We start from the raw sequence: 12,483 nt of genomic DNA, 5'->3' as shown, positions 1-12,483 counted from the left end.
TGCCTGAGTCCCGGGCCCGGTCCCGGCTCAGTCCGTGCCGGGTTCCGTCCGTCCCCCGCCGTGGGCGGCGCGCAGGGCGGCGGCGTGGGCGCGGTGGCGGGCGGCGTCGGCGGGGCGGCCGGTGCTGTCGGCGAGTTCGGCGAGTTCGGTGGCGATCCGGGCCTCGTCGTAGCTGGAGCCGCGCTCGACGGCGTCCGCCAGGGCCTCGGCGAGCGGGGCCCCGGCCTCGGCGGGGCGGCCGAGCAGGCGCAGCGCCCGGGCCAGGCCGAAGGCGGTGCGGGCGGCCATCCGGCGGCGGCCCGGCAGGGCGGCGAACTCGGCGCGGGCCGCGGCGAAGAGTTCGGCGGCGGCCGGGTGGTCGGCGGCGGCGGTGGCGGTCTTGGCGAGCTGGTAGGTCTGCAGGGCGGCGCCGTACGCGTTGCCGATCGCCCGCTGGATCTCCCGGGCGGCGGTGAAGTCGGCGCGGGCGGCGGTGAAGTCGGCGAGCGCGGCCGTCCGGTCGCCCCGGGCGGCGGCGGATTCGCCCCGGGCGAGGGCGAGTTGGCCGCGGAAGTCGATCGCGGAGCCGGCCATCCGGCGGTGCGGGTGGGAGTCGTCGAGCAGGGCGGCCAGCGCGCACGCCTGCTCGACGGCGGCGGCGGCCTCCTCGAACTCGCCCTGTTCCCAGAGCGGTCGGGCCAGCATGTCGCGGGTGCGGACCCGGGCGAGCAGGTGCTCGGCGCGGTCGGCGGCGACGACGGCGGTGCGGAAGGCGTCGACGGCGTCGGCGTGCCGGGGGTGGTCGAGGAAGTGCGTCCAGAGCGATTCGGCGAGTGCGACGGCGTCCTCGTCGTGGCCGCTGTCGTAGGCGAGGGCGACCGCGCCGTACAAGGCGTGCCGGTTGGCCTCGATCCAGCGCAGCGCGTCGGCCTTGGCGGTGCCGAGGTCGGCGTCGGGGACGCCGGGCAGCGGCGGGAGTTCGGTCTGGACGGTGGCGCGGGGGCCGGCCGTCAGCAGGTCGGCGCGGGCGGTCTGGCGGCGCAGCCAGTGCAGCAGGCGGGCGCGGGCGGCGGCCCGCTCGGTGCCCTCGGGGTCGGCGGCGCGGGCGGTGCGGCGGGCGTGGCCGCGGACCAGGGCGTGCTGGCGGTAGCCGCCGGAGCGGTGGTCGAGCAGGCCGGCGGCGAGGAGTTCGGCGAGGGCGTCCTCGGTGTCGAACAGGTCGCGGCCGAGCAGCGCGGCGGCGGTCGGCAGGACCACGAACGGGCCGGGACACTCGGGCAGGACGCGGTACAACCGGGCTGCCTCGGGGCCGAGTTCGGCGCAGGCGGCGTCCCAGACGGCTTCCACGGGGGCGCTCCCTCGCTCGTGCAGGTCGGCGGTGAGCCGTTCGGCGAGTGCGGCCAGGCCGCGGTGCGGGTACTTGCGGGCGAGGTCGCCGGCCACCTCGGCGGCCTTCGGCAGTCCGTCGCAGACGGCGGCGAGCGCCCGGACGGCGGCGGGGTCGGCGTCGGCCCAGCGCTGCTCGCCGAGGAACGCGCGCAGCAGTTCGGCGGTGTGCTCCGCGCCGAGCGGGGCGAGGGCGAGTTCCTCGGCGGCGGGGCCGAGGTCGTACAGCGGGCCGTGGCTGGTGACCAGGACCAGGCTGCGGGCGGAGGCGGGCAGTAGCGGTTCGGCCTCGGCGGCGGTGCGGGCGTTGTCGACGACCAGGAGCAGGCGCTTGCCGCGGGTGCGGTCCCAGAACTGGCGGACCAGACCGCGGAAGTCGCGGCGCAGCCACTCCTGCTCGACGCCGAGCGAGCGCAGCAGGTCGGTCAGGACGGCGGCGAGGTCGGTGACGCCGTCGCGCCGGTACTCGTCCAGGTCGAGGTAGTGGGCGCCGTCCGGGTGGCGGTCGGCGAGCCGGTGGCCGGCCCGGACGCACAGGGCGGTCTTGCCGATGCCGCCGAGGCCGCTGACGGCGAGGATGCGGGGGCGGGTGCCGGTGGCGTCCGGTTCGGCGGTGGCGGCGGCGATCCGCTGCTGCTCCGCCGCCCGGTCGACGAAGTACGCCTTCTCCGGCGGCAGTTCGAAGGACGGGTGGTGGACCAGCACCCTCGCCTGGTGGACGTGGACGGCGTCGATGCGGTTGGCCTGCACCAGGCTCTCCACCCTGGCCTGGCCGCCGACCACGTTGTGCGTCTGCTCGCTCACCCGGCCAACCCTACGCGTTCGGCGGGGCGCTGACCGGCGGTCGGGCCAAGTCGGACCGGGGGGGGCGGACGGGCGGGTCAGGAGATGTAGTACGTCCAGAGCGGGCTCTCGGCGAGGGAGCGCCAGGCGGTGAGCGTGAACGGGGGACGGGCGCGACCGGGGTGGACGGGTTCGCCCTCGGGGGTGACGGTGCCGGCGTACTCGGTGAAGTCGAGGACGGTGCCGTCCGGGCGCCAGATCGCCACCCGGTAGCCGAACAGGCCGGGGACCTGCGCGTCGTTCGCGGCGACCAGTTCCCAGCTGCCGTCGGGGCGGTAGCCGGAGAAGCAGGTGCCCTCGTCGTCGCCGGAGGTGCCGCTGTCGTGGCCGCACCGGAACGGGAGCTGGTCGTCGGCGGGGGCGGCGCCGTCGGCGGGGAAGGGCAGTTCGGTGCGGCGCAGGGTCAGTTCCAGGGCGGCCGGTCCGGCGGCGTCGGTGTAGGTCAGGTGGACGGTGGAGCCGCCCTGGCGGTCGGCCTTGAACGGGGTGCCCGGGCTGAGGTCGTTCCGGTGGACGGGCATCGCCGTCCGCAGCTCCTGGAGCACCCCGTACGAGTCGAAGGCCAGGACGGCTTGGTCCGCGGTGACCGGCCGGTCGGAGCCGCCCTCGATCGGGGAGACGGCGGGCAGCGGGAGCGGCCGCCAGCGTTCCCCGGCGGAGGCGGCGTGGGCGCTCGGGTCCGGTTCCGGCTGCCGGGCCGGGGCGGTGCCGACCCGGACGGTCGGGGCGGTGCCGAGCAGCGGGAGCCCGGCGTTCGCGCCCGCGAAGGCGACGGCGGCGACGGCCAGCGCCGCCCCGGCGGTCCGCAGCCGCCGGGCCGCCTTCCGACGGCGGCCGAGGCGGCCGCTCTCGGCGACGATCACCGCGACGGGCACGCTGATGTCCCGGACGCTCGTCCCCATCAGGGCGGAGAGCTCCAGGTCTAGGTCTGGCTCCAGGTCGGGGTCGGGATCGAGAGCGCGGTCCGGGTCCAAGGTCCGATGCCTTCCGTGACGGGCGGGCGAGCGGGGGCGGGCGGGTGCGGCGGGGGTGCGGCGGGGGTCAGTCCTGGAGCAGCAGGGCGCGGTCGGGGCCCAGGATGGTGCGCAGGCGGGCCATCGAGCGGGAGTTGAGGCTCTTGACCGCGCTGACGGTGATGCCCATGGCCTCGGCGGTCTCCTCCAGGCTGTAGTCCTCCAGGTAGCGGAGCACCACGACGGCCCGGTTGCGGGGCGGCAGTTGGCGCAGCGCGGCGACCAGGGTGATCCGCAGGGCGGCCGAGCTGCCCTCCCGGGCGCCGATCGACGGCTCCTCGGGGAACTCGTCGACCGCGAGTTCGCTGGAGCGGCGCAGCCGCCGGTGGGAGAGGTAGCAGCGCAGCAGCACCTTGCGGGCGTAGGCGTCGATGCCGCCGGCCGCGCCGTCGCCGCGCTGCAACCGTCCCCAGACCGGGTAGAGCTTGGACAGCGCGGTCTGCACCAGGTCCTGCGCCTGGTGCCAGTCCCCGCACATCAGGTACGCCAGGTGGAACAGGCGGCGTGCCCGGCCGGCCGCGAACTCGTCGAAGTCGAGCCCCTCGGTCATGTGGTCCCCCGGTTGGAAAGTGTTCCGTCGACGTCCTGGAGACACGCCTCGGGCGGGGCGGCCCGTCGCGCCTCGAAGGTCAAGACTGCATAACGATGATCGGGAAGGGCGCGGCGGGGTGCCGGGGCCGGTCGCGGCGGTCGGCCGGGCCGAGGGCGCCGGGGGCGGGCCGGAGCGGCGTGAGGGAGGGGCCGGGGCGGCGTGAGGGGCGGTCCGGGGGCGGCCAAGTCCATTGCCGGGCGCAGGCGTTCGGTCCCGGGCGCGGTCCGGGGTGGTGCACCATGGGAGCGACCTGCCGATCACGACGAAGGGAACCCCACCGCATGAGCGCGGACGACTGGCTGCGCCGCTACCACCCCGGCCCGGCCGGGGCGCCCCGGATGGTGTGCTTCCCGCACGCCGGCGGGACGGCCAGCTACTGGCACCCGCTGTCCGCGGCGCTGCGGGACCGGGCCGCGGTGACGGCCGTGCAGTACCCGGGTCGGCAGGACCGGTGGAACGAGAAGCCGCTGGAGGACCTGCACGAGCTCGCCGACCGGATCGCCGAGGTGCTGCTGCCGTCCTGGCTGCCCGAGCCGCCCGCGCTGTTCGGGCACAGCATGGGCGCGATGCTCGCCCACGAGACGGCCCGGCGGCTGGTTGCGGCCACCGGGCGGGGGCCGCGGCTGCTGGTGGTCTCCGGGCGCCGCGCGCCGCACTGCCTGCGGGCCGACCCGGAGCTGCGCGACGCCTCCGACGCCGAACTGCTCTCCCACCTCGCCGCCCTGGGCGGGACGGCGACCGCCGCGCTGGAGGACCCGGAGCTGGTCGAGCTGTTCCTGCCGCCGCTGCGCGCCGACTACCGGGCGGTGGAGACCTACCGGTACCGGCCCGGTCCGCCGCTGGAGTGCCCGGTGACGGTGCTCACCGGCGAGTCGGACGAGCAGGTCACCCCGGACGAGGCGGTGGCCTGGGCCGTGCACACCACCGGGCCGGTGGAGGTGCGCACCTACCCGGGCGGGCACTTCTTCCTGGCCGAGCACCAGCAGGCCGTCACCACCCTGATCGCCGACCGCCTGGCCACCGGCGGGGCGGTCTGACGGACGTCCGGCCGCCCGGCCGCCGGGTTCTCCGCGCGGCGGCGGACCGGTGGCCGGACGGGCGGACCGGTGGCCGGCGTAACGTCAGTTCCCCTTCTGGCTACGGGTGATGGCGAACAGGCCGATCAGGACGGCCAGTCCGCTGAACGCGGCGGCGGCCGTCACCGCGGTGGCCAGGCCGTGGGCGAGGTCGGCCCGGGCGGGGTGCGCGGCGCCGTGCACGGCGCGGCCGTGGACGGTGGCCAGGACGGCGACGCCCAGCGAGAGGCCGAGTTGCTGGACGGCCTGGAGCAGCCCGGAGGCGGCGCCGGTCTCCGCGGGGGCGAGACCGGCCAGGATCGTCGTGTTGAGCGGGACGAAGGCGAGGCCGAGGCCCGCGCCGAGCAGCAGCAGCGGTCCAAACAGGCCGCCCCAGTAGCCGGTGTGCGGGCCGGTGGTGGCCAGCCACAGGCTGTCGGCGAGCAGCAGCGCGGCACCGGTGGCGATCAGCGGCCGGGCGCCGTGGCGGGGGATCAGCCCCGGCGCGCTGCGGGCGGCGGCGAACTGGGCGAGCGCCAGCGGCAGGAAGGCCGGTCCGGCGGTCAGCGGGGACAGGCCCAGCCCGTCCTGGACGTACAGCGAGAGCAGGAAGTACGTGCCGCCCATCGCGGCGAACAGCAGCAGGAAGACCGCGTAGGCGCCGGAGCGGTCGCGCCGGGCGAACAGGGTGAGCGGGACCAGCGGGCGGGCGGCCCGGGCCTGGCCGAGCAGGAAGGCGGCGAGCAGGGCCGCGCCGAGCAGCAGGGCGGTGACGGTGGCGGTGGAGCCCCAGCCCGCCGCGGAGGCGTGGATCAGGCCGTAGACCACGGCGCCGGTGCCCGCGGTGGAGGTCAGCGCGCCCAGGACGTCCGGGCGGCCCGGGTGCCGCGGGGTCTCCGGGAGGTGGCGGAGTGCCAGCAGGACGGCGGCCAGGCCGATGGGCACGTTGACGAAGAACACCAGCCGCCAGGACAGTGCGGTGAGCAGGCCGCCGAGGATCAGGCCCAGGGTGATGCCGAGCCCGGCCACGGTGGAGAACACGCCCAGCGCGCGGTGGCGTTCGGGGCCCTCGGCGAAGGTCACGGCGAGCAGCGAGAGCGCGGCGGGCGCGGCGAACGCGAAGCCCGCGCCCTGGAGCGCGCGGGCGGCGATCAGCGTGCCCGCGTTCGGGGCCAGGCCGCCGAGCAGCGAGGCCGCCACCACCGCGAGCAGTCCCCAGGTCAGCGTCCGGCGGCGGCCGAGCAGGTCGCTGGTGCGTCCGCCGAGCAGCAGCAGGCCGCCGAAGGCCAGCGAGTAGGCGCTGAACACCCAGGCCAGGCCGCCCGGGGAGAAGTCCAGGCCGGAGCGGATCCGGGGCAGCGCGATGTTCACGATGTTGCCGTCGACGGCGACCATCAGCTGGCAGGCGACGACGGCCGTCAGGGCAAGCGCCCCGGCCCGGCGCGGCCGGTCCTCCCGGACCGGCGACAGCGGTTCGACTACGGAGGACTGCTGGTCGCGGGTCGTCATGGCGGGCTCCTGGAGCACGGGACGGGGGCAGCGCCGAGGGTTCCACCGCGGTCGACGCTTGTAGACTGCTTCATGGTAGGGACGCCCGGAGCATCGGTCAACGAGCGTTGAACAGCAACCGTCGGCAACGGCCGGCTTGGCATCCCCGGCGACGGCCGACCCCAGGGCAGGAGGCGACGTGACAGCACCCGAGCAGCCCGGCGACCGGCGCGCCCGCAGCCGGCAGGGCATCCTGGCCGCGGCCCGCGCACTGTTCTCCGAACTCGGCTACGAGCAGACCACGGTGCGCGCCGTGGCGCACCGGGCCGGCGTCGACCCGGCGCTGGTGATGAAGTACTTCGGCTCCAAGGAGGGCCTGTTCGACGCCGCCACCGAGGCCGACCTGCCCTTCGGCGGCGGCGCGCCCTCCCTCGACGCGGCGCTCGCCGGACCGCCGGACCGGCTCGGCGAACGCCTGCTGGCACACGTCCTGGCCGACCTCGACGGCCGCCCCGACCGCAGCATGCCGGTGCTGCGCTCGATGCTGACGCACCCGCAGGCCGCCGAGGCGGTCCGCTGCGCGGTCGCCGACCCCGGCAACAGCCCGGTCGCCGGGGCGCTCACCGGCCGGGACGCGGAGCTGCGCGCCGCCCTGACCGGCAGCGTCGTGCTCGGTCTGCTGGTCTCCCGCTACCTGCTGCGCGTCCCCGAGGTCGAAGCCGCCCCCGCCGAACGGCTCACCACCCTGCTCGGTCCCTGCCTGCGCCCGCTGCTCGACTCCCCCGGCACGCCGCCCGACGCCCCGGACGACTCCACCGACGGTACCGACCCCGCCGCCCCGAGCGACCCCGCTCCGCTGCGGGCGCTGGCCGCCGCCGAGGCCGAACGCCGGTCCGCCACCGAGCGGGTGGACCGGCTGGCCCGCGAGGCGCTCGCCGCCGGGGCCTCGTTCGGCGAGGTCGGCCGGCTGCTCGGCGTCACCCGCCAGGCCGCCCGCAAGCGCTGGCCGCGCGAGGAGACCGACCCCACCCCGGCGACAACCTGAGTTGTCGCTCATCCACCACCCCCGCCCCCGACAACCCGGGTTGTCAGTGCGATAAGGCGACACACCCGCAGGTAGTCGACGGCGGAGCTCGTGCCGGTGCTGGACGGCTGCTGCTCGGCGTCACCCGCCAAGCCGCCCGCAAGCGCTGGCCGCGCGAGGAGACCGACCCCACCCCGCCCCCGACGACCCAGGCTGTCAGCACGACCGGGCGGCCCCGGCCCGAGGGCCGACACCACCCCACGAGGGCTGCCGCACCGCCGGACCCGGGGCCGCCGCACCGGCAGGTAGTCGGCGGCGGCGGAGACCGTGCCGGTACCGGACGGCCGCTCGGCGTCACCCGCCAAACCGCCCGCAAGCGCCAGCTGTGCCAGGAGACCGACCCCGCCCCGCCCCCGACAATCCGGGGTGCCACCCATCGACCATCCCATCCCATCCCCCGGCAATCCGGGCTGTCAGCACGACGGGGCGGCACCGGCCGGAGAGCCGGTGCCGCCCCGCGGGGCTGTCGGGTCGTCAGGCGCGGGGCCGCCAGACCCGCAGGTAGTCGGCGGCGGTGGAGATCGCGTTGGTGTCGGACGGCGCGGGGTGCCAGGAGCCCGCGCAGATCGACAGGTTGAGGATCAGGTAGGCGCTCCAGTTCGGGCCGGTGCCGGTGTGGTCGGAGAACACCAGCTTGTTGTTGACGTACCAGTCGTTGTTGGAGGCCCCGTAGTGGACGCCGATGCTGACCCAGGCGCCGGGGCGGATCGCGTCGGCGTCGGTGTAGTAGGTGCCGGCGTTGTTGATCCGGTTGGAGAGCTCCAGCAGGTTGGGGTTGTCCGGGTGGTACTCGAAGGAGTCGATCTCGTTGCCGCCGTCCTTCCAGGTCCACAGCGCCGGCCAGGCGCCGTTGCCGCTGGGCAGTTGGATCCGGACCTCCGCGTAGTCGCCGGGTCGGACCTGGAAGCCCTGCTGGGTGCCCTCGGTGGTGAGCAGGCCGGTGTCCCAGGACCGGTCGCCGTTCTCCAGCAGGTTGGTGCCGGGGGTGGCGGTGAAGGCGTTCGCCCCGCTCCTGTTGCTCAGCGCGCCGGTCTGGAGCCAGTCCAGCTTGTCGTCGTCCGGGTTGTGGTTGCCGTACCGGTAGGCGCTGGTGCTGGTGTCGTTCCAGGTGGTGCCGGTGCGCGGCGGGCTGCTGAACTCCTCGTCGAACACCAGTTGCCCGGCGGGGAACGGCGGCGTCGGCGGGTTGGGCGGGGTCACCGAGCCGGTGACGGTGAACGTCCGGCTGGGCAGGTTGTGGTACTCGTCCCCGATCCGGTAGAAGCCGAACTCGGTGTACGTCCCGGCCGGGAAGCTGCGGGCGGCGGTGGTCAGCGTGTAGCCCTGCGGGCAGATCCGCACGTCGGTGGCGGTGCCGGGGAAGTCCAGGTTCTGCTGGTCGGCGTCCCGGACGCCGACGCCGACCTCGTCGGCCGTCAGGCAGGCGGTGGAGTTGAGGGCCAGGGTGGCGGTGACGGGGGTGTCGGCGGCGGCCCGGGCGGGCACCAGGGCGACCTGGCGGACGGTGGGCGCGGCGACGGTCAGGGTCTGGCTGGGCAGGTCGTAGTACGTCGAGCCGATCCGGTAGAAGCCGAACTCGGTGTACGTCCCGGCCGGGAAGCTGCGGCCGGCGGTGGTCAGGGTGTAGCCGCCGGGGCAGATCCGGGTCCGGCCGGTGGAGCCGGGGAAGTCCAGGTTCTGCTGGTCGGCGTCCCGGACGCCGACACCGAGTTCGTCCACGGTGACGCAGGAGGAGAGCGAGCCGACCGAGAGCGTCGCCGCGACCGGCGTGTCGGGCAGGGCGCTGACGGGGGCGAGACTGCGCTGCTGGATCCGCGGGGCGGCGGAGGCCGGGGCGGCGGGCAGCAGCGGGACGACGAGCAGCAGCGACAGCAGTGCTACGCGGCGGGGCAGGGACACGGAGCTCCGATCGGCGGACGGGGTCGTCGGGGAACGAGTGGGGGGCCGCGCGGGCCCGGTGGCGGTCGGGGCTACTGGACGTCGATGGTGAACGCCCGGCTCGGGACGGGCCGGTCCGGACGGTCCGGGTCCTGGAGGGAGACCACGCCGCCGGAGAGCCGCTCACCGGAGCGCACGTAGTCCGCGACCCGCAGCGGGACGAGCACCGTGGCGCTGCGGCGCAGCCCCAGGCCCTTGCGGAACCGGCAGGTCAACTCCCGTCCCCGGTCGTCCGGTCGGCAGTCGTCCGGGAAGACCCTGCCCTCCACCGTGACGCCCTTGGGCAGGCGCACCGTGGTGGTGAACCGGTCGGTGACCGGGTTCGGGCCGAAGTTGGCCACCAGGGCGCGCACCACGGTGAGGCCGCGCACCCGGGTGCGGTCTACCGAGACGTTCACCACCTGGAGGCCGTCCTCGCTGTCGGGGGCCCGCTGTTCGTCCGCGCTCACCGCCGCGCGGCCTTGCTGCGGCGTCACCCCGGACGCCACCGCCGCCGTGGCGGTCCCGGTCATGCACAACACGGCCGCGATGCCGAGCCGCCACCAACCGCGCCGACCGATGCTCACCGTCCAGCCACCTCCCGCTCTCGTCGTCGACTTCGTCGACCTCGTCAACTCCCGGAAGGATCGACCGTGCCGGCGGGCGGTGGCGGTCCGACGCACCGCCGCCGGAGCGCGAGAACCCGCGCGGCGGACAAAGGTCGGACTATCCGAAAGGCTTATCTGTAGGCGGACTTGGAGGCGGACATGGAGGCGAAGTTGGACCCGGACCGGGACGCCCGGCCCCGGGCCGCCGTCCCGGGCCGACCGGCCCGCACGGCACACTGGGGGCATGGAACCCACCGAGCCCGCGGGCGGCGAGCCCGCCTGCTTCCTGCACCTGGTCTGCGAGGAGTGCGGCAAGGTCCGCGAGAACGGCCGCTGCCCGCTCTGCGACCCCGCGGCGGCGGAGCGGGCCGGCTCCCCCGTCGACCGGGAGGGCTGACGCCGCCGGGAGGGGCGACGGCCCGGGGAGGGGCGGCGCTGCCGGGAGGGGCGGGGTTCAGCGCAGCAGACCGTGCAGCAGGAGTTCGGCCAGGTGCCCGTACGCCTCGGCGTCGGCCAGGCCGGTGGCCTCGGCGACCTGGCGCTGCTGGATGCGCACCATGACCGAGCTGATCACGTCCGCGGCGAAGGCCACGTGGGTCTCGCGGAAGGCGCCGGCCGCGACGCCGTCCTCGATCAGCTGCTGGATCTGGCGGGCGGCGGCCCGGGTGTTGCGGCCGTAGACCTCGGCGGCCGGTTCGAAGGCGGCCAGGTCGTCGAAGAAGCGGGCCGAGCCGGGGGCGAGTTCGGCGGAGACGGCGCGCAGGTAGGCGGCCAGCCGGGCGGCCGGGTCGGTCTCGGCGGCCAGGGCCGCGCCGACCCGGGCGGTGGCCTCGCGGAAGAAGTGCACCACGGCGGCGCGCACCAGCTGTTCCTTGGAGCCGGCCAGCCCGTACAGCGTGCGCTTGGAGCAGTGCAGGCGGGCGGCCAGGTCGTCCAGGGTGAACCGGGCGAAGCCCTCGGCCACGAACAGCGCCACCAGTTCCTCGAAGAGCTCACTGCGGCGGGCGGCGCCCCGTCCGGTGGGCCGGGCTGCGGCTGCGCTGTCGATCACCCGGCCAGTATGGCAGCCGGTCACCGGGGGTCGGCACCTCACCCGGTCCGGGCGGGGCCGGGCGGTCCGGCCGCTCCGGGCGGCTGCTCCGCCCGGCCGTCGCGGGCGGGCCTTGGCGGTCAGTCGCGGGCCGCTCCGGTCCCCGGCGGCGGCGGCCTGCCCGGGTCGGGGCACCCTGCGCTACGCTGAGCGGTACTGACGTACCGCTTTGCGTACCGCTTGGAGCCGGAACATGGCCGTGGATCGCTTGCTGCCCACCGAGGAAGCCGCGGACCTGATCGCGCTGACCCGCGATCTCGCCGACAGGGAACTCGCGACCAAGGTCGCCTCCCACGAGAAGGAGGAGCGCTACCCGGAGGGCCTGTTCGCGCTGCTCGGGCAGGCCGGGCTGCTGGGCCTGCCCTACCCGGAGGAGTTCGGCGGCGGCGGCCAGCCCTACGAGGTGTACCTCCAGGTGCTGGAGGAGCTGGCGTCCCGCTGGGCGGCCGTCGCGGTGGCCACCAGCGTGCACACCCTGGCCTGCCACCCGCTGACCGCGTACGGCACGCCCGAGCAGCAGGAGCGCTGGCTGCCCCGGATGCTCGCGGGCGAGCTGGTCGGCGGCTACAGCCTCTCCGAGCCGCACGCGGGCTCGGACGCGGGGGCGCTGAGCTGCAAGGCCGAGCCGGTGGAGAAGGGGTACCGGATCACCGGCACCAAGGCGTGGATCACCCACGGCGGCAAGGCCGACTTCTACGCCCTGTTCGCCCGCACCGCGCCCGGCCCGCACGGGGTGTCCTGCTTCCTGGCGCCCGGGCAGGTCGAGGGCCTGACCTTCGGCCCGCCGGAGGAGAAGATGGGCCTGAACGCGGTGCCGACCACCGCCGCGTACTGGGACGGCGCGCTGCTGGAGCGCGACCGGCTGATCGGCGCGGAGGGCCAGGGCCTGCCGATCGCGTTCTCCGCCCTCGACTCGGGCCGGCTCGGCATCGCGGCCTGCGCCACCGGCCTGGCCCAGGCCGCGCTGGACCACGCCGTCGCGTACGCCAACGAGCGCACCACCTTCGGCCGCCGGATCGTCGACCACCAGGGCCTGGGCTTCCTGCTCGCCGACATGGCCGCCGCCGTCGACTCCGCCCGCGCCACCTACCTGGACGCGGCCCGCCGCCGCGACCTGGGCCGCCCGTTCAGCCGGCAGGCCAGCGTGGCCAAGCTGGTCGCCACCGACGCCGCGATGAAGGTCACCACGGACGCGGTGCAGGTGTTCGGCGGCTACGGCTACACCCGGGACTTCCCGGTCGAGCGGTACATGCGCGAGGCGAAGATCATGCAGATCTTCGAGGGCACCAACCAGATCCAGCGCCTGGTGATCAGCCGCCACCTCGCCACCCGCTGACGCCGGACCGGCGTCCGCCGACGCCCACCCGCCGACGCCCACCCGCCGACGCCCACCCGCCGACGCCCATCCCCCGACGTCCACCCGCCCTC

11 protein-coding genes are annotated in these 12,483 nt (G+C 75.9%); 4 read left to right on the top strand and 7 right to left on the bottom strand.

Annotated features, from left to right (window positions below):
• Positions 1-27 precede the first annotated feature (27 nt).
• From ACIP60_RS03335 to ACIP60_RS03325, 3 genes are all read right to left on the bottom strand, one after another.
• Complete coding sequence (locus ACIP60_RS03335) at positions 28-2,169, bottom strand: hypothetical protein (protein WP_400679468.1); 2,142 nt, start codon at positions 2,167-2,169, stop codon at positions 28-30.
• 77 nt (positions 2,170-2,246) lie between these two features.
• Positions 2,247-3,182 (bottom strand): hypothetical protein, encoded by a 936-nt coding sequence (locus ACIP60_RS03330; RefSeq protein WP_400679466.1) that lies wholly within the window; start codon positions 3,180-3,182, stop codon positions 2,247-2,249.
• 67 nt (positions 3,183-3,249) lie between these two features.
• Entirely contained in the window at positions 3,250-3,771 is a 522-nt protein-coding gene (locus tag ACIP60_RS03325; protein ID WP_100839351.1) for a SigE family RNA polymerase sigma factor, read from the bottom strand.
• A gap of 323 nt (positions 3,772-4,094) precedes the next feature.
• On the opposite strand from ACIP60_RS03325, the gene ACIP60_RS03320 reads away from it, so the two are divergent.
• Complete coding sequence (locus ACIP60_RS03320) at positions 4,095-4,850, top strand: thioesterase II family protein (protein WP_400679463.1); 756 nt, start codon at positions 4,095-4,097, stop codon at positions 4,848-4,850.
• Between the two features lie 84 nt (positions 4,851-4,934).
• On the opposite strand, the gene ACIP60_RS03315 is transcribed toward ACIP60_RS03320, so the two are convergent.
• Positions 4,935-6,377 carry an MFS transporter gene (locus ACIP60_RS03315; protein ID WP_400679461.1) on the bottom strand — a complete coding sequence of 481 codons (1,443 nt, stop codon included), beginning with the start codon at positions 6,375-6,377 and terminating at the stop codon, positions 4,935-4,937.
• 178 nt (positions 6,378-6,555) lie between these two features.
• Between ACIP60_RS03315 and ACIP60_RS03310 the strand changes: the two genes are divergently transcribed.
• A complete protein-coding gene (locus ACIP60_RS03310) occupies positions 6,556-7,401 on the top strand; it encodes a TetR/AcrR family transcriptional regulator (RefSeq protein WP_400679458.1) in 846 nt (281 codons plus the stop codon).
• Positions 7,402-7,914: 513 nt separating this feature from the next.
• Here the strand turns inward: ACIP60_RS03310 and ACIP60_RS03305 are convergent.
• Both ACIP60_RS03305 and ACIP60_RS03300 read right to left on the bottom strand, forming a co-directional pair.
• A complete protein-coding gene (locus ACIP60_RS03305) occupies positions 7,915-9,339 on the bottom strand; it encodes a hypothetical protein (protein WP_400679455.1) in 1,425 nt (474 codons plus the stop codon).
• Positions 9,340-9,410: 71 nt separating this feature from the next.
• Positions 9,411-9,944 (bottom strand): hypothetical protein, encoded by a 534-nt coding sequence (locus ACIP60_RS03300; protein ID WP_400679453.1) that lies wholly within the window; start codon positions 9,942-9,944, stop codon positions 9,411-9,413.
• A 265-nt stretch (positions 9,945-10,209) separates the two neighbouring features.
• Here ACIP60_RS03300 and ACIP60_RS03295 point away from each other — a divergent pair, with 265 nt between their 5' ends.
• Positions 10,210-10,362: a hypothetical protein gene (locus tag ACIP60_RS03295; RefSeq protein WP_400679450.1), complete on the top strand. Its 153-nt coding sequence runs from the start codon at positions 10,210-10,212 to the stop codon at positions 10,360-10,362.
• A gap of 57 nt (positions 10,363-10,419) precedes the next feature.
• On the opposite strand, the gene ACIP60_RS03290 is transcribed toward ACIP60_RS03295, so the two are convergent.
• Positions 10,420-11,016 carry a TetR/AcrR family transcriptional regulator gene (locus tag ACIP60_RS03290; protein ID WP_100839357.1) on the bottom strand — a complete coding sequence of 199 codons (597 nt, stop codon included), beginning with the start codon at positions 11,014-11,016 and terminating at the stop codon, positions 10,420-10,422.
• A 232-nt stretch (positions 11,017-11,248) separates the two neighbouring features.
• On the opposite strand from ACIP60_RS03290, the gene ACIP60_RS03285 reads away from it, so the two are divergent.
• Positions 11,249-12,391 carry an acyl-CoA dehydrogenase family protein gene (locus tag ACIP60_RS03285; RefSeq protein WP_400679448.1) on the top strand — a complete coding sequence of 381 codons (1,143 nt, stop codon included), beginning with the start codon at positions 11,249-11,251 and terminating at the stop codon, positions 12,389-12,391.
• Positions 12,392-12,483: the final 92 nt, after the last annotated feature.

Origin of the sequence: Kitasatospora sp. NPDC088783, from assembly GCF_044750705.1 — a bacterium.
GTDB lineage: Bacteria > Actinomycetota > Actinomycetes > Streptomycetales > Streptomycetaceae > Kitasatospora > Kitasatospora fiedleri.
The sequence above is the reverse complement of the archived record's forward strand: the minus strand, read 5'-3'. Positions and strand labels throughout refer to the sequence as shown.